Annotated in this window: 1 protein-coding gene (cut by a window edge); it reads left to right on the top strand. The window is 58.4% G+C overall.

Annotated features, from left to right (window positions below):
* On the top strand, positions 1 to 20,276 hold the end of the coding sequence (locus YC6258_RS29905; RefSeq protein WP_044617922.1) for an SDR family NAD(P)-dependent oxidoreductase. 21,304 nt of this gene lie to the left of the window's left edge; the window shows 20,276 of its 41,580 coding nt (coding positions 21,305-41,580); its start codon lies beyond the left edge, outside the window; it ends in the stop codon at positions 20,274 to 20,276.

Below are 20,276 nucleotides of genomic sequence, written 5' to 3'. Positions count from 1 at the left end.
GACGTTTTGCGCTCCAGCAGGGACAACTACAGTCTCTGAGCTGGCAGCCGGTGGCCGCCGCTGCGGAGCTGGTGCCGGTTCCCTGGAAAGAAAAAGGGGTCTATCTGATTACCGGTGGTGGCGGTGGACTGGGTCTGCTGTTGGCGAAGGAAATTGTTGTCCGTACCCCGGATGCCCGGGTGATACTGGTCGGTCGTTCGGCCACCGCGCCCCAGCTCGAAAGCCTGGGTGTTGGTGATGGCCGGTTTGAATATCGCTCTGTGGATGTGGCCAGCGCGGCGGCGGTTGAAGCATTGGTCAGCGACATTCTGCAACAGTACGGTGCCTTGAATGGCATCGTTCACGCGGCCGGCGTTATTCGCGATGACTTTATTCTGCGTAAATCAGCGGCTGACATTGAGGCGGTGCTGGCACCCAAAGTGAGCGGCCTGATCAACCTCGACAACGCCAGTCACTCGGTTGATCTCGATTTCTTCTGGATGTTCTCATCCCTGGCGGGTGCGCTTGGCAATGTCGGTCAGGCCGATTACGCCGCTGCCAATGGCTTTATGGATCAATATGCCGCTTACCGCCGGACATTGGCCGGGCAGGGCGAGCGTCATGGCATCACCCTGTCACTGAACTGGCCATTATGGGCTGACGGCGGCATGCAAATGGATGCTACCACCCGTGCGCAGCTGGCAGAGCTTGGATTGATGCCGCTGACCACCGCCGACGGCTGGCAGGCGCTGTATCGCCTGAGCCAGAGTCAGGGCGGCCAGTTTGCTGTGGCGTGCGGTGAGCCTCAGGCCGTGCAGGCGCTGTTTCAGCCCCGGCAAAATGCGGTTATGGCGGCAGCGCCGGTATCCGATTCCGCCGATGCCCGTGTTGAAGTCAGTGTTGGTGTTGAAGTCAATACTGGCGTTGATGACGCGCGCTTGCTGGAAAAAACCCTGTTCCAGCTGAAAAGCGTGTTTTCCCGGGTTACCAAGATGCAAGCCGACAGCCTCGATGCCGATGCGCCGATGGAAGAATACGGCATTGATTCCATTGTCATCACGCAGCTGAACCGCCGCCTCGATGATGTCTTTGGTGAGCTGTCCAAAACCCTGTTTTATGAATACCAGACCCTGTCGGCTTTGGCGCAATACTTGTTGCAGGATTATCGTTCGGAGTGTCTGCGCTGGACCGGACTGGATCAGTCTGCCGCCAAGCCTCTGACAGTCGCGCCGGTAGCGGCCGCCTCACGGGTGGATGAGCGGGTCAGCCGCATCACCAGCGCTCCGGTGACAACAGCACCAAAGCCCGTCAGTAATGGTGATCAGGGCCGTGAACCCATCGCCATTATCGGGATCAGCGGCCGTTATCCCGGTGCTGCCAATCTGCGGGAATACTGGGCGAACCTGCGTGAAGGCCGGGACAGCGTCAGTGAGATTCCGGCTGAGCGCTGGTCGCTGGATGATTTTTATCTGGCCGATCGCAACGCCGCGATTGTCGCCGGAAAAAGCTATAGCAAATGGGGTGGTTTCATTACCGATTTTGCGGCTTTTGATCCCTTGTTTTTTGGTCTGTCACCGCGCGAAACCCAGGAAATAGACCCACAGGAGCGGCTGTTCCTGGAAAGCTGCTGGCATACCTTTGAAGATGCCGGTTATACCCGCGACAAAATCGCCCGCCAGCATCACGGCCGGGTCGGCGTATTTGTCGGCATCACCAAAACCGGATTTGAGCTGTATGGCCCGGCGCTGTGGCAGCAGGGTGAAAGCACTTTTCCGCGCACTTCATTCGGTTCGGTCGCCAACCGGTTGTCCTACATCATGAACCTCGATGGGCCGAGCATGCCCATCGATACCATGTGCTCGTCTTCGTTGACGGCTATTTATGAAGCCTGTGAACATCTGGCTCATGGTCGTTGTGAGATGGCCATTGCCGGTGGGGTGAATCTGTACCTGCATCCGGCGGCCTATCGTTCAATGTGTGCTGCCAATATGTTATCGGTGGATGGTAAATGCCGCAGCTTCGGTGCTGATGGCAGCGGCTTTGTGCCCGGAGAAGGGGTTGGTTCGGTGTTGCTGAAACCTCTGTCCCTGGCCGAACAGCAGGGCGATCAGATTCATGCGCTGATTCTCGGGGCCACTATCAATCATGGCGGCAAAACCAGCGGTTTTACCGTGCCCAATCCGGTTGCCCAGCGGCAGCTGATCCGGGCGGCGCTGAAAGATGCCGGAATCAACGCCCGTGCGGTCAGCTATCTTGAAGCCCATGGCACCGGCACATCTCTGGGAGATCCCATTGAGATCACCGGCCTGACCCAGGCGTTCCGGCAGGATACCGCCGAGACCCAATACTGTGCGCTGGGGTCGGCCAAATCCAATATCGGTCACCTTGAAGCCGCCGCCGGCATTGCCGGCCTGACCAAGATCGTGCTGCAACTGAAGCACCAGACCCTGGTGCCGAGCCTGCACGCGCAAACCCTCAATCCCAATCTGAATCTCGATAAAACCCCGTTTGTGCTGCAACGCCAGGTTGCGGCGTGGTCGCGCCCGGTGCTTGAGGAGCAGGGCGTGGCAAGGGAATATCCCCGTATTGCCGGAGTTTCGTCATTTGGTGCCGGTGGCAGTAATGCACACCTGCTGGTCTCGGAATATCAGCCCTCACAGGCAACCCCGCAGCCATTACCAGCGGGCCCTCAGGCCTTGCTGTTGTCGGCCAAAAACGAAACCCGCCTTAAGGCCAGTGCCCAGCAGCTGTTGGAATTTCTGCAACACGAAGGCGAACAACTGGCACTGGCGGACATTGCCTACACCCTGAGCACCGGACGTGAAGCCATGGACGTGCGACTGGCCATGGTGGTGGATTCATTGCCAGCAGCCTGCGAGCGTTTGCAGCAATACCTCAACGGCGAAACCGCCATCGAGGACTGCTATCTCGGTCAGGTCCAGGATCATAAAGATGTCTACAGCGTATTCACCGAAGCTGAGTTTCAACAGACCATTCATACCTGGCTGCAACAGCGGCAGTACCACAAACTGCTGAAACTCTGGGTCAACGGTTTGAAGGTCGACTGGAATGATGTCGGTTATGCCGTTCGCCCGGCGATTGTCAGTCTGCCGGGTTATCCATTTGCGCGTGATCCGTACTGGATCGCCGAACGCCTGAACGACACCTCACCGGCATTGGCACAAACCGCAGTGCTGCATCCTTTATTACACCGTAATACCTCGACGCTGGCAGTACAGCGCTTCAGCTCGGTTTTCAGCGGTGAGGAATTTTTCCTGCACGATCATCAGATTCATGGACAGCGCATTCTGCCCGGCGTGGCGTATCTGGAAATGGCCCGTGCCGCCCTCGCAGCCGCCAGTGATGAGGCATTCGATGCGGTCAGCCTGAGCAATGTGGTGTGGATGCAGCCCTGCCGTGGTGGCGAGGTGGCTCTGGAACTGATCCCGGATGCCCATGGGCGCATCGGTTTTTCCGTCTATGGCAACTCGCGCAGCCACTCGAACGATACCGTTTATTGCAGTGGTTATGTCGCAGCATTGTCAGACCCACAGCAGGATCATGTGGAGTTAACGGCGCTGCAAAACAGCTGCCGTGAACCGCTGGAGATCGATCATCTCTACCAACAGTTTGCCCAGGCAGGCATCGAATATGGCCCGGCGCACCGGTTGCTGACCGCCGTGCAGCGTGGTGACGATCAGGTGCTGGCCAGAGTCGCGCTGACCGATAAAACCTCCGGGCAATCCTATCTGCTGCATCCCGGCCTACTGGATTCGGCCTTACAGGCGGCGGTGGCATTGACACTGACGGCGTCCCAACAACTACTGCGTACCGCTGTGCCATTCGCTCTGGATGAACTGCAACTGGTTGCCGCTGTGCCGGCACAACCCTGGGTATGGATACGCCGCAGTGCCGATAGCAGCGCCGATGTCATCCGCATGGACATCGATCTGTTGGATGATCATGGCCAGGTTTGCGTTCGTTTGCGGGGTTTCAGCGCCCGGGAGATGGCGGCGATTGAAACCTTGGAGAGTGGAAGTATTGCCTTTGAACCCGACTGGCAGCCGCAATCTTTGCCGACCAACGGCTTGTCCACTGGACCGACCGGGCCGGCGGATATTCTGCTGATCGCCGCACCGGCCGGCCTCGATCAGGCCTTACAGGCGCAGCTGCCGGGCGTGCATTGTCAGCATTTACACGGTGCATCCGGTCATATCGGCGATGACTATCAGGCTTGTGCCGAAGGCGTGCTGGAACGTTTGCAACAACGCTTGGGCCAGAGCCATGGCGAACCGGCCATGATGCAGATCGTGGTGTTTGCGGCGACTGATCATCAAGCCGATATCGCCGGTCTTTACCACGGTCTGGCGGGCATGCTGAAAACAGCGGCCAAAGAATTTCCGGGTTTCCGGGCACAATTGCTGGAACTTGATCAGGCCCAGCCATTGACCACCCAGGTACAGCAGCTGCGGGCTGAACATCACAGGCTGCAATCCTGTGCCGGGGTCGAAACGGTCCGTTACCGTCATGAGCAGCGGGAAGTGCAGCAGTGGCGGCCGGCAGACACTCTGGAAACCGTCAAAACCGTCTGGCAGGAGCAGGGGGTTTATCTGATCACCGGGGGTGCCGGTGCTCTGGGATTACTGTTTGCCGAAGAGATTACCCGCCGTATCAGTCAGGCCTCTATCGTTCTGACTGGCCGTCAGGCGCTCAGTGATGAGGTGCAAAAGCGCCTCACTGCACTGAGCAGCGAAGGTATCCGGATTCGTTATCATCGTTGTGACATCAATGATGCCGATGCCGTGAACCGTCTGGTCGAGGACATTCAAGCCAATTATGGCCGCCTGAACGGCATCATTCACAGTGCCGGGGTGATACAGGATAACTACCTGACCCGTAAAACCGCCTCTGAGCTGGCGACGGTCATGGCACCGAAAGTCATGGGCATCATTAACCTCGATGCTGCCACCCGTGATATCGAACTCGATTTTATCTGCCTGTTTGCATCGGCGGCCGGAGCCATGGGCAATGCCGGTCAGGTCGATTATGCCGCTGCCAATGGTTTTCTGGATGCGTTCGCCGGTTATCGCAATGCCTTGCTGCGAGCCGGTCAACGCCATGGCCGGACCCTGGCCCTGGACTGGCCGTTGTGGCGTGACGGTGGTATGAACGTGGATGAGGCCACCCTGCAAAGCCTGTGGCGCAGCAGTGGTCTGGCCCCCATGGCCAGTCTCACCGGGCTTGAACGGTTTTATCAGGCCTGGAGTTCAAACGCTGATCAATTACTGATCCTGAGCGGAGACGTGAATCGCCTGCGGCAGCAGGTGACAGCCAGTACGGCGAGGGTGAACAGCCGGCCGGTGATGGCGGAGATCGTTCAATCGGATAAGAGCCTTCAGCCAGATAAGAGCCCTCAGCTGGAAGGGAGCCTTCAGCCGGAAGAGAGCCCTCAGCCAGAAAAAAGCCCTCAGCTGGATAAAAGCTTTGAAACCGCCGTGGTGGCGTTTCTGACTGAACAGCTGGCAACGGTGATTGAATTGCCGGCGCATCAGATCGAGGCCAATGCGGCGCTGGAAAAATACGGCATCGATTCCATTCTGGTGGTCCGTCTGACCAATCAGCTGGAAACCATCTTTGGGCCCTTACCAAAAACGCTGTTTTTTGAATATCTCAATATTCAGTCTCTGAGCCAGTATTTTATCCGTCACCACCATGCCACCCTGACTCAGCGTCTGGCACCGGAAAGCGCCGGCACTCACAAGGCCGTAGCAGAGGTCAGTCGCGATCAGCGTGCTATCGTTGCGGCCAGCCGACCACGCAGCCATCGTTTTGCTGCCCGCACCGCCGCCGTGACCACTGCGGCAGAATCCGGATCCCTGGAAATCGCCATTGTCGGTCTGGCCGGACGTTATCCGCAGGCGCGTGACATCGATGCCTTCTGGCAGAACCTGCGTGACGGGCGCGATTGTGTCACGGAAATTCCGGCCGAACGCTGGGACCACTCGCGTTATTTCGATGCCGATAAAGAAGCCGTCGGTAAGACCTACAGCAAATGGGGCGGATTTATCGAAGGCGTCGATGAGTTTGATCCACTGTATTTCAATATTTCTCCGCGTGAGGCGGAAATTCTGGATCCGCAGGAGCGTTTGTTTCTGCAATGTGCCATGGCAACCCTGGAAGATGCCGGTTATACCCGCGCCAGCCTGATCGATGCCTGCGGTGGTGAGAGTGAGGCGGCCATTGGTGTTTACGTGGGCGTTATGTACGAGGAGTACCAGCTGTACGGTGCCGAGGAAACTCAGCGCGGCCGCGCCATTGCGCTGTCTGGCAGTCCGGCCTCCATCGCCAACCGGATCTCCTATTACTGTGGTTTCCATGGCCCGAGCATGGCCCTCGATACCATGTGTTCATCGTCTTTGACCGCTATTCATCTGGCTTGTCAGAGTCTGATCCGCAATGAATGTCATGCGGCTATTGCCGGTGGGGTCAACCTGTCGGTGCATCCGAATAAATATCTGATGCTCGGTCAGGGTAAGTACGTCTCCAGCAAGGGACGTTGTGAAAGTTTCGGTATCGGCGGTGAAGGTTATGTGCCCGGTGAAGGTGTTGGCGCGGTACTGCTGCGGCCATTAACCCGGGCGCTGGCCGATGGCGATCATATTTATGGCGTCATTAAAGGCTCAGCCATCAACCACGGCGGTCGCACCAATGGGTATTCCGTCCCCAATCCCAATGCCCAGGCTGCGGTGATTGCCAGGGTTTATCGTGATGCCGGGGTCAATCCGAGAACCGTCAGTTATATCGAGGCTCACGGGACCGGCACCTCCCTTGGCGACCCGATCGAAATCGCCGGGTTGAACAAGGCCTTCCGCGAACATACCGATGACGTTGGCTTTTGTGCCATCGGTTCGGCCAAATCCAATATCGGACATTGTGAAAGCGCCGCCGGTATTGCCGCTCTGACCAAAGTACTGCTGCAATTGCGCCATCGTCAGCTGGTGCCGTCTCTGCATGCCAGCACCCTGAATCCCAATATCGACTTCGATGCCAGTCCGTTTGTGCTGCAACAGCAGCTGGCTGAATGGCATCGCCCGGTGCTGGAGATCGATGGCCGCCGCACGGAATACCCTCGCATTGCCGGTATTTCGTCATTTGGGGCCGGCGGTTCCAACGCCCATCTGCTGATCGAGGAGTTCAGCGCACCAGCACCAGCAACGGTCGTCGTCGATGAGCCGCTGCCCATAGTGCTGTCCGCCAGAACCGCACCGCGATTGCTGGAGCGGGCACAACAGTTACTGGCCTGGTTACAGAAACAGGAAAACGAAGCGATCACCCTGCCGGCGCTGGCGTACACCCTGCAAACCGGCCGCGAGGCAATGGAAACCCGACTGGCATTGCTGTGTCATTCCATCTCTGAACTCATGCAAAAACTGCAGGGTTTTATCGATGCCCAGGATCCTCAGGCCATCCAGGCCGACAACGGCACGTTGTACGCTTCGGTCAAAACCGGCAGAGACATCATTGCGCCTTATAAAACTGATCCTGAATGCCGGCAGCAGCTGAGCGACTGGATCGCCCAGCGGCATTATCCCGAACTGCTGCGGTTATGGGTCAGTGGCCTGGATCTAAACTGGAATGAATTTTACGGTGCGGCAAAACCGCGTCGCATCAGTCTGCCGACCTATCCATTTACGCGTGACCGTTACTGGTACAACGGCACCGGGTTACAGGGCAGCACCGAAGGCACTGCCGATACAGTGACACCCATCGCTTCGAGCAGTCCGCTTGTCGGGCTGCATCCAATGCTGCATCAGAATACCTCCACCCTGTATCGGCAAAGTTTTACTGCCTGTTATCAGGGCAACGAGTTGTTCCTCCGTGATCACCGCCTTAATGGTCAGCCGGTATTGCCAGGTGTGGCCTATCTGGAAATGGTACGGGCAGCGGCGATGCATGCCTTGGAAGACCACTCCGACACCGACGCATCGATGCTGGCCATCGAAAACGTGGTCTGGCTGCGCCCCTGTGTGGTCGACGGTCCAACCCATATCCAACTGCAATTGCAACCTCAGAGCGATGGCAGCCTGAGTTATCAGGTTTGTACTGGAGAGGGTGCTGGAGAGGGTACTAAAGAGGACAGGCGGGTGTTTTCCGAGGGACGGGTGGTGTCCTGTGTCCGGCCTCAACGTCCCCAGCTGGATCTGCCAGCCCTGCAACAACGTTGTGGGGCAACGGTGATGGATGTGACCCGTTGCTACGATGCATTCAGCGCCATGGGTATCGACTATGGTCCGGCCCATCGGGTGATGCAGCAACTGCTGCGCGGGGAATCAGAAGTGCTGGCGCAGCTGTGCCTGCCATCGGCCATTGCTTCCGAAACCGGTTATGTGTTGCATCCGAGCCTGCTCGATGGCGCGTTGCAGTGTGCGTTGCCGTTCTTTATGACTGCGGAGCAGTTGCAGCATCTCGATAGCAAGTTGTCGCCAGCGCTGCCATTTGCCCTCGAATCGTTGCAGCTGTTTGCCGAATGCAGCGCTGAAATGTGGGTCTGGATTCGCCCGGCCGCCGAGCAAGTGGATGGGGTACTGAAACTGGATCTGGATCTCTGCGATGCCGAAGGGCGCTTATGCGTGCGCCTGCAAGGTTTCAGTTCCCGTACCACCACAACAATGCCGTCAGCCAGCCGTGTGACGCCAGCACCGGTTCATCCAGACAATCTGTTAATGCTGGAGCCGGTGTGGCAGCCAAAAACCACGGATACAGTCACCACAGCGGTGGCTGCCGAAGACATTATGGTGTTCTGCTGCGAGCCCGATGAGTCTTTGTGGTCGGCATTGCAGAAACTGCCTGGGGCGGCTGAGATCCGGCGCCTGCAACACGCTTCGGCATCGGTGGCGGAGCGTTATCAGCATTATTTTGCCGAGTTGCTCGCGGTCCTCAAAAGCCGCATGGAACAGCCGCGTGGCCGGCCCTGTCTGGTGCAGATCGTGGTGCCTCGGCGTTTTGATGATCCAGGCGATGAACAGCAACTGTTTGCCGGGCTGATGGCCATGCTGATGAGCGCCTGGCAGGAAAACCCGAATGTGAGCGGGCAGCTGATTGAAACCGACGCCGATGCCGGACAACTGCTGCAACAATTGCAGGACAATCACTACGCCGGCGCGCCCGTGCATCTGCGCTATTGCCAGCAGAGCGAGGGCCAGCAGCAGTGCGAACAGTTGAGATGGCAGGAAACATCCATGGTCGCAGCCAGTGGCTGCCCATGGCGTACCGGCGGCACCTACGTGATTACCGGTGGTGCCGGTGGACTGGGACGCTTGCTGGCGGAAGAAATCGCCGGCCGGGTCAGCGATGTGAATCTGGTGCTGACGGGGCGTTCCAGTCTGACTGCCGAACGCGATGCGGAACTGCAAAAACTGGCCGGTCATGGCGTTCAGGTTGAGTATCGCGCGGTGGATGTCACCGACTATGCCGCGGTTGCCGAACTGCTTGAGGATGTCAGACAGCGTTACGGTGCCGTCAACGGCATCATCCATAGCGCCGGTGTTCTTGCCGACAGTTTTATCCGCCAGAAAACCAGCGAGCAGTTTTCCAGCGTGCTGGCTCCCAAAGTGACCGGACTGGTGAATCTGGACCTGGCCAGCCGTGATTTCGATCTGGATTTCATGCTGCTGTTTTCCTCTATTGCCGGCACCTTTGGTAATGTCGGACAGGTGGATTATGCCGCTGCCAATGCCTTTATGGATGCTTACGCCCATTACCGTAACGGCCTGCTGGCGCGTGGCGTCTGCCGGGGCAAAACCCTGTCCTTGAACTGGCCGCTGTGGAAGCACGGCGGTATGCACATCGATGCCGCCAGTGAAACCCTGATGCAGCAGCGCACCGGCATGGTGGCGCTGAGCACACAGAACGGCATGCATGCGCTGTATCAGTGTCTTCATACCGGTCGTGGTCAAACGGTTATTGCCGAAGGCGAGCTGGCGAAGATTCGCCAGGTTCTGTCGGTGACAGCGGTCAAACCGGCTCAACCTCTGGCAGCCAGTGTTCAAAGTGTGAGCCGGGTCAGTACTCCCGCTACCGGTGTGGATCAGGACCGCGTCGGGCGGAAAATCCAGGCCATTCTGGTTGATACCGTATCGGCCCTGTTAAAGCTGGATCACAGCGATATCGATATTGACGACGAGCTGAGTGCCTTCGGGTTTGATTCCGTGTCCCTGACCCAGTTCACCAGCAACCTCAATAAAACCTATGGTCTGGCTTTGAGTCCGACGCTGTTTTTTGAATATCCCACCATTCGTGCCCTGCGGGATCATTTCGTCGACGGTCATCTGCACGCCTTTGTGGAACCCGATAGCAGCGCTCTGGCCCCCATGCCGGCATCCGCGCCGATGGCCATGACGAAAGCAGTTGCCTCTGGCTCCGCCGGGCTGCAAAAACGGCCGTTCAATTTTGGCCATCAGCCGGTGAACCCGGTATCCGCAAAGATTGCTCACGACGATATCGTCATCGTCGGTATCAGCGGGTGTTTCCCGCAGGCAGCCACTCTGGATGTGTTCTGGGACAACCTGTTGCACGGCCGTGACTGCATCAGTGAAATTCCGGCAGATCGCTGGGACTGGCGGGCGTTCTACGGTGATCCGAAGACAGAAGACAACCGCTGCAATGTCAAATGGGGTGGATTCATCGATGGCGTGGATCAGTTTGATCCGCTGTTTTTCGGTATTTCGCCGCGTGAAGCCGAGCTGATGGATCCGCAACAGCGGCTGGCCATGCTGTATGTCTGGAAAGCTATCGAAGATGCCGGCTATGCGCCTGGCAGTCTGGCGGCCAGCAGTACCGGCGTTTTTATTGCCACCGGCAATACCGGTTACGATCACCTGGTGCAGCAGTCCGGCGTGGCGCTGGAAGGATTTTCATCCACTGGTGTGGTGCCATCGGTCGGTCCCAACCGCATCAGTTTTCTGCTCAATCTCAATGGTCCGAGCGAACCGGTGGAGACTGCCTGTTCGAGTTCCCTGGTCGCCATGCATCGTGCCCTGCGGGCCATTCAGAACGGCGACTGCCATCAGGCCATCGTCGGTGGTGTCAGCACCATTGTGACACCGCAGGCACACATCAGTTTCAGCAAGGCCGGCATGTTGTGTGAGGACGGTCGCTGTAAGACCTTTGCTGCCGGAGCCAATGGTTATGTTCGTGGCGAAGGCGTCGGCATGCTGTTTCTGAAACCCCGCCAGCTGGCTGAGCAGGCCGGCGACAGCATCTATGCGGTGGTGCGTGCCGCTGCCGTCAACCATGGCGGACGCGCCAATTCGCTCACCGCCCCGAATCCGAAAGCCCAGGCCGAGGTACTGTGTCGGGCTTATCGCGAGGCCGGTATTGATCCACGTTCCATTGGCTATATCGAAGCCCATGGCACCGGCACCGAGCTGGGTGATCCAATCGAAATCCGTGGTCTGCGGGCGGCTTACCAGACGCTGTGTCAGGAATGGGATGAACAGCACGGAGAAGGGGTCAGGGCTGCGCAGGCGCGCTGTGGTCTCGGATCGGTCAAGACCAATATCGGTCATCTGGAACTTGCAGCCGGGGTGGCCGGTATCCTCAAAGTGGTGTTGCAGCTGCAACATGAAACCCTTGTGCCCAGCCTGCACAGCGAGCAGCTTAACCCCTATATCGATTTACAGGACAGCCCGTTTTTCGTGGTGCGCGAAGCCATGCCATGGGCCGCCGCAAGTGATGCCTCAGGCACCGAACTGCCAAGACGGGCAGGGGTCAGCTCCTTTGGTTTTGGCGGGGCCAACGCCCATGTGGTGTTGGAGCAATATCAGCCGCAGAGCCATGCTCTGACCGCAGCAGCTACGCCAGTGAATGGTGAATGTCTGGTGCCGTTGTCGGCCAGAACGCTGCCGCAGTTGCAGCAGATGGTTGAACATTTATACCGTTATCTTGATAAGGGTTCTGAGGTTTCGTTGAAATCGCTGAGTTACACCTTGCAGGTGGGACGGGACGCGATGAACTGCCGTCTGGTGGTGATTGCCGGCAGCATCAATCAGCTCAAACAGCGATTGAGACATTTTATCGATCATCCGGAAAGTGCAGAGCAGGGCACCGAGTCATTATTTACCGGCCAGATCAAACAACAGAGCGATGCGTTGGAATTGTTTGACTCAGATGCCGAATTTGCTGAAACCACGCGGCAATGGTTCCGTCATGGCAAGCTGCACAAACTGGCGGAGCTGTGGGTCAAAGGACTCAATATCGACTGGGCCGGCTGTTATGACGGCGAGCCGGTCCGGCGTCTGCATCTGCCAACCTATCCGTTCGCGTTGCAACGCTGCTGGGTGGACAGCCCGGCCACCTTGACCAGCACCGCTGCGACGGCGCGCTTGCACCCGTTGCTGCATCAAAATATCTCCAATCTGCAACAGCAGTGTTTCCGTTCCCGCTTTGATGGCCGTGAGTTTTTCCTGGCGGATCACCGGGTTCAGGGGCAGAAGGTGCTGCCGGGGGTGGCCTATCTGGAAATGATCCGGGCTGCGGTGGAGCAGTCTGTGCCACAACCGCAACCGGCAGCCATTCATTTGTCCAACGTGGTATGGCTGCAACCGGTGGTGGTGGCAACTGAGCCTGTCAGCGTTGAACTGGTGCTGATGCCACAGACAGCCGAACAGCTGCAATGTGAAATCCATGGTGAAGCAGCGCAGCTGCATTGCCAGGCCCGTGTGCGTCTCAATGCCGCTATCGCAGAACGCGATCTGCCGGCATTGTCGGAGTTGCAGCATTGCTGTACCGATGGAGCGCTGGCGGCAGACGATATTTATGATCTGTTTGCCCGTTCCGGGCTGGACTACGGTGCCCGCCATCGTGCGATTGCCGCTGTGCATCTGGGCGCGGAACAAGTGCTGGCAGAGCTGAAACTGCCGGCCGGTCTGCAAACTGACCGTCAGGCCTATGGTCTGCATCCCAGTCTGCTGGATGCCTCCTTGCAGGCATCCGTTGCCCTGGTGATGCAGGACGAGCAGGCCGGGTTGAGTCTGCCGTTTGCCATCGATGAGCTGACCGTCACCGCTGCCTGTCCCGATCAACTCTGGGTCTGGGTTCGCCGTTGTGGCGGTGATGGCCAGATCCGGAAATTCGATCTCGATCTGTTTGCTCAGGACGGTCATGTCTGTGTCAGTATCCGTGGCTTCAGTACCCGGCTGCTCGATACCACCACGGTTGAAACCGCAGCCGCTGAGGCCGTTGTCAGTGAAGTCGTGGCCCAAAGCCCGGCTCAAAATTCGTCGTCGGACACCGCTGCCTTACAGCAGGAAGTTCAGTCGACTCTGGCGGGTTTGATTGCCGAACTGCTCAAGATTGAACGGGACTTTATCGAATACGATCAGGAACTCAGTGCCTTCGGTTTTGATTCCATCACGCTGACCAAGTTCGTCAACGTGTTGAACCAGCACTGGTCTCTCGATCTCAGTCCAACCTTGTTCTTTGAACATTCCAGCGTGGAAAAACTGGCGGGCTATCTGATCGATACCCAGCCGCAATTGTTTACTGAGCGCCTCAAAGTGCTATCGGGTGACCAAGCTGGCAGCGCTGCAACGGCATCGCCGGTTGAACAAGCAGTGTCGCAGCCAATGGCGCAACCACGTTCGCAGTTGTCCGCTGCGGTCAGCCGGTTTATGCGGCCGGATGCCAGTGCTGATGCGGGTTCCGCGACCATAACCCCGGCGGCGATTGCCATCATCGGCATCAGTGGCTGTTTCCCGCAGGCGCGGGATCTCGATGAATACTGGGACAACCTGATCAATGGCCGCGACTGCATCGGTGAAGTGCCGTCCAGTCGCTGGGATTGGCAGCAGCTGCCGGAAGTCCGCTGGGGCGGGTTTATCGACCCGATTGATGAGTTTGATTCGCTGTTTTTCGGCATTTCACCGCGTGAAGCCGAACTCATGGATCCGCAGCAGCGACTGTTGCTGACCTACAGCTGGAAAGCGATTGAAGATGCCGGCTACGGACCACACAGTCTGGCCGGTAGTAACACCGCTATTTTTGTCGGCACCGGCAGCACTGGTTATGAGAAGCTCATCGCCGCTGCCGGTCTGCTCGATGATGGTTATGTGTCTACCGGACTGGTGCCCTCGGTCGGGCCAAGCCGGCTGAGTTTCTTCCTCGATTTTCATGGCCCCTGCGAACCGGTGGAAACCGCCTGTTCCAGCTCGCTGGTGGCGATTCACCGGGCCTGTCAGTCCATCGTTCTGGGGGAATGCAATCTGGCCCTGGCCGGTGGTATCAATACCCTGGTGTCACTGGATTTGCACCGCAGTTTCCATCGTGCCGGCATGTTATCGAAAGATGGCCGCTGCAAGACCTTCTCTGATGCTGCCAATGGCTATGTGCGTGGCGAAGGGGTCGGCATGTTGTTGCTGAAGAAACTGGCTGCTGCCGAAGCCGATGGTGACAGCATTTACGGCGTCATCCGCGCCAGCGCTGAAAATCATGGCGGACGGGCCAACTCATTAACGGCTCCCAATGCCCAGGCCCAGGCCGATGTGCTGTGCGACACCTACCTCAAGGCCGGTATCGAACCGGGCAGCATCAGTTATATCGAAGCTCACGGTACCGGTACTTCGCTGGGTGATCCGGTCGAGATCAATGGTCTCAAAGCTGCTTTCCGGCGCTGGCACAGCGAATATCGCGAGCGGACCGGCGATGACCGTGAGATCGCCGTGGCCAGCTGTGGTCTGGGATCGGTGAAAACCAATATCGGCCACCTGGAAATGGCAGCCGGTGTGGCCGGGGTTATCAAGGTGCTGCTGCAACTGCAACACCAGACCCTGACCCGCAGTCTGCACAGCGATACGCTCAATCCGTATATCGATCTGACCGACAGCCCGTTCTATGTCGTCCAGGATCATCAGCCCTGGCCGGTTCTGACTGACCGTCACGGGCAGCCATTACCGCGTCGGGCCGGCGTCAGTTCGTTCGGCTTTGGCGGTGTCAACGCCCATGTACTGATCGAGGAATACCGCAGTACTGTCGCCGTTGCATCAGCGTCCAGCGATGATCCGGTGGTCATTGTGTTGTCGGCGCGTAATGAAGAACGGCTGCAACAGCAATTGCTGCAATTACATACATTCTTACAGCGCGATTCCGCCGTTCCGGCGCTGGCTGATCTGGCCTATACCCTGCAACTGGGTCGTGATGCCATGGCCTGCCGGGTGGCGATACTGGCTGATTCGGTGGCCACTTTGACGGACAAGCTACAGTGCTGCATCGATGGTGAGCGCGAAATAGCCGATGTCTATCGTGGTCAGCTTCGCAACAACCGTGATGCCTTCAGCCTGTTCAACGGCGACGATGACCTGCAGCAACTGGTACAGCAGTGGGTGGCGCGCAAGAAATACACCCGGCTGATGGAGCTGTGGGTTCAGGGCGTCAATATCGACTGGTCATTGCTCTATCAGGGGCAACGACCGAGCAGGTTGCATCTGCCGGGTTATCCATTCAGTCGCGAACGCTTCTGGATTCATCCGGCCGCAGAGGCGGTGGCATCGCAGCACGGGGTTTCCGGGCATCTGCATCCGCTGGTACAACGCAATACCTCAACTATTTTTGAGCAGCGTTTCAGCTCGGTGTTGCAACCGGGGGCCTTTTTCCTGGCCGATCATCAGGTCAACGGCCAGCCGGTGCTGCCGGGTGTGGCCTACCTCGAAATGGCTCGCGCGGCAGCGGCGCTGGCGCTGGAACTGAAGGCCGAAGACGAGACCACCCTGATCATCGAAAACGCAGTCTGGCTGACACCGTTGGTAGCCGATCAGAGTGTGGCCGTGGATGTGCTGTTGGCAGCCCGCGAAGACGGGATCATCGGTTTTGAAATCGTCAGTGACACCGCCACCGGGCGCACCGTGCACTGTCAGGGGCGGATACTGCATTCGTCCGGGACGCCGGCGGATACCCGCATCGATCTGTCGCAATGGCAGCAACGCTGTGGCACAGAGATTCGTGCCGAACAGTGTTATGAGGCCTTGAGCCAGACCGGTCTTTACTATGGCCCCGGTATGCGGGCCATGACCAGACTGTATACCGGTGATCAGCAGGTGCTGGCGCAATTGCGGCTGCCGGAGACCGTGGCAGCGGATGCCTCGCATCTGCAAACCTATGGCCTGCCACCGAGTCTTATGGATGCGGCGTTGCAGGCGTCCATGGGATTAGTGCTGACAGACTCAGTATCTGCCACCGCGCAGGCACCCATGCTGCCGTTCTCCGTCAGTCGGGTGCAGTGGTTGCATCCCTGTGGTACTGACATGTGGGCGACCGTGGTGCCATTGCCAAATCATGGCAATGATGCTGTGCAGCAACTGAACATCGATCTGTGTGATACCGAAGGCCGGGTGTGTGTGTCCATGCAGGGCTTCAGTGCCCGCCGGCTGGTTAATGAACCGAAGTCAACGGCTGATTCGGTCATGCTGTTGAAACCGCACTGGCAGGTTGAAACCCTGGTGCCACCATCGGCTCAACCGGTGGCGTTTGCTGACGGTCAGCATTGGCTGGTGTTATGTGAACCCGCCGCCAATTACTGTCAGTCGCTGGCGGCACAGCTGGGTCCGGTGAACTGCATGACCCTCACCTCTGCGGCGGCGACTGTGGCAGCACGATTCCAGGAATATTTTGATCGGCTGTTGAGTATTGTTCAGAACCTGCTGCACAGCGGTCAGGATGCCTGTCTGCAAGTAGTGGTGTTTGGTACCGGCGAAGCTGCGTTGTCGGCAGCGCTGACCGGGCTGTTGAAAACCGCGCAGCTGGAATACCCACGACTGTCGGCAACCTTGCTCGAATATCAGGACGAGCAGGCTGGCGATACCACTCTGCCGGTTCAGCTGGTTGAACTGCTGGATCGTACCCGCAGGATGCCAGGCATGCAGTGCCTGCGTTATCAGAACGGCCAGACCCTGACTCATCGCTGGCAGCCTCTCGAACGCGCTGCCAAAACCGATACCTTGCCCTGGAAAGATGCCGGTGTTTATCTGATTACCGGGGGAGCCGGCGGTCTGGGATTGATCTTCGCCGAAGAAATCGCCGCCAGAGTCACCCGACCGGTGCTGATTCTGAGTGGTCGTGCGGTCGCACCGAGCGAGGCGGCAACGGCGCGTATTCTGGCCATGCAGCAGCGCGGCGCGACTGTTATCTACCGTTCGCTGGATGTGACGGATCAGCCGGCGGTCACCGCATTAATCGCCGATATCGTCCGTGACCATGGTGATTTACACGGCATTATTCATAGCGCCGGTGTGCTCGCCGATGCCCGTATCGTTGCTAAAGATGCGGCCCAGAGCGCCCGGGTCATGGCTCCGAAAGTGGCCGGTCTGGTGAATCTCGATCTCGCCAGTCAGCATCTGCGACTGGATTTCATGCTGCTGTGTTCCTCGCTGGCGGCGGCCACCGGTAATGTCGGTCAGGCCGACTACGCCAGCGCCAATGCATTCATGAACCGCTACGCCGATTATCGCCGTCAGCGGGTGGAACAGGGATTGTGTTCCGGTCGTACCCTGGCGGTCAGCTGGCCATTGTGGCGTGACGGCGGTATGCAGCTTGATGATGCCCTCATCCGGCAGATGGCGGCTCAAACCGGCTTGCAGCCCCTCGACACCGAGGCCGCACTGGCCTGTCTGTACCGTCTGTTTGCCGGTGATGAAACCGAGGCACTGGTACTGTCAGGTGATACCGGGCGATTGCAGTCGTTGCTGACCGGAGCGCTGACGCCCGCTGTGTCATCTCCGCTTAAGCCCAATAGTGCTTCTGCACCGCTGTCACTGCTGGTGGCTGCTGAAGTCTCAGCACCTGTGGTCACCACGCCGACAGCGGCTGCATCTGTCGATGATCTACAGGAAACCCTGGCAACGGTCATCGCCGGCTTGCTGAAGATCGATGTTGAGGTCATCGATGTCGATGAACAACTCAGTGCGTTCGGGTTTGATTCCATTTCCATCACCCAGTTTGTCAATCACATCAACGATGAATACCGGCTGGCGCTGAATCCATCGTTGTTGTTTGAGTACAGCACGGTCAGCCGGCTGGCGGAGTATCTGATGGGTGAATACCCGGAGACCTTTGCCCCGGCTGTCGCTGTCTCCAGGCCTGAGCAACCGGCACCTGCGGTTGCCGCGTCACCGGTAATCAACGGTACCAGCCATGCCCCGGCGGTCAAAGCGCAGAACGGTCATCGGCTGCTGGCAGAACGGGTGTTCAGCCGCCAGCCAGCGATACAAATGGCTCAGTCGCCGGCGGCAGCCAATGCGCCGGAACCCGTTGCCATTATTGGTATGGCCGGCCGTTTCCCGGCGGCAGAGGATCTGCGCGCGTTCTGGGACAACCTGTTCAATGGCCGTGACTGCATCCGTGAAGTTCCGGCAGAGCGCTGGGACTGGCGTGAGATATACGGCGACCCGGACAGCGAAGCCGGTTGCTGCAACATCAAATGGGGCGGGTTTATCGATGCCATCGACGAATTCGATCCGTTGTTTTTCGGCATCTCGCCGCTGGAAGCCGAGCAGATGGACCCGCAACAGCGCTTGTTGATGCTGTACGTCTGGAAGGCCATGGAAGACGCCGGGTATTCCGCTGCCAGTCTGGCCGGCACCAATACTGCGATTCTGATCGGCACTGGTTCTTCCGGTTACGAAAAACTGATGGCCCGCAGTCAGCGTCAGATCGAAGGCTATTCCTCTACCGGCATGGTGCCATCCGTCGGTCCCAACCGGATGAGTTATCACCTGGACCTGCATGGTCCCAGTGAGCCGATTGAAACCGCCTGTTCCAGTTCTCTGGTCGCCATTCACCGGGCCGTGTGTGCCATGCGTGATGGTGGCTGTGACATGGCCCTGGTCGGTGGCACCAATACCTTTGTTACGCCGGATCTGCACATCAGCTTCAACAAGGCCGGCATGCTGTGCGAAGACGGGCGCTGCAAAACCTTCTCCGATCAGGCCAATGGCTATGTGCGTGGCGAAGGGGTCGGCATTCTGTTTTTGAAGAAACTCAGTGTGGCCGAACAGGACCGTGACCACATCTACGGGGTTATTCGCGGTACCGCTGAAAACCATGGCGGTCGCGCCAGCTCGCTGACGGCCCCCAATCCCAAAGCGCAGTCCGAAGTATTACAGCGGGCTTATCGCAACGCCGGCGTTGATCCGCGCACGGTGACCTACATCGAGGCCCATGGTACCGGCACCCGGCTCGGGGATCCGGTGGAAATCGAAGGGCTGAAGAATGCATTTTCAACACTGACCGATAGCGCCGGTGCATCGCCGCTGGCCAGCGAACAGGCCTGGCGCTGTGGATTGGGGACGGTGAAAACCAACATTGGTCATCTGGAACTCGCCGCCGGCGTCGCCGGCGTCATCAAGGTGCTGTTGCAGATGAAACATCAGACCCTGGTGCCGAGCCTGCATTGCCAGCGCCTGAATCCGTACATCGATTTGCAGGATTCGCCGTTCTTCGTGGTTCGCGAAACCCAGAACTGGCAAGCGCAGCAGGGCATCGACGGACAGCGGCTACCGCGCCGGGCCGGGGTCAGTTCGTTTGGCTTTGGTGGCGTGAACGCGCATGTAGTGCTGGAGGAATATCTGCCGGTTGGCCAGTCCGTGGATGCTGACCGGGAACCGCTCCAGAGTACTGGCATCATCGTGCTTTCTGCCCGCAAAGCGACACAGCTGCAGCGTTATGCCAGACAGCTGCTGGATCACCTCAATGATCATCCAGAAACCTGCCTGAACGACCTCGCATTCACCCTGCAGTTGGGCCGTGATGCCATGACCGAACGACTGGCCATTGTCGCCGGCTCGATTGCCGAGGTATGCCGCAAGCTGACGGATTTTCTGGCTGACGAAAGCGCTGCTACCGAAGCTGGCGGGATATTCCGTGGTCGGGCCAGAAACAATGGTGCGAAGCGGCAGAGTGAGGAGGTTCGGCAGGATGTGAATGCGTTGCAGCAGCAATGGATTCGGGAGTGGCAGTGGTCGCAGCTGGCACAAAGCTGGGTGCAGGGGCAAGTGGTGGACTGGAGTCTGCTTCATGGCAAAAGCGGGGCGCGCAGAATCAGTCTGCCGACCTATCCGTTTGATGCCGTGCGCTGCTGGGTGGCAGAGCAGACCCAAGCGGTGGAGCCGTCTCCGGTGGCCCATGGTCACGTACCGCGTACCGGCAATGACCCACAGTTCTATCTGAATTTGTTGGACGAAATGACCCGAGACGATATCGACATTGATGAGGCAGTCGCCCGGATTACGGCAGAACTGACCGACCAGTAA

The organism is Gynuella sunshinyii YC6258, assembly GCF_000940805.1.
Lineage (GTDB): Bacteria > Pseudomonadota > Gammaproteobacteria > Pseudomonadales > Natronospirillaceae > Gynuella > Gynuella sunshinyii.
The sequence above is the reverse complement of the archived record's forward strand: the minus strand, read 5'-3'. Positions and strand labels throughout refer to the sequence as shown.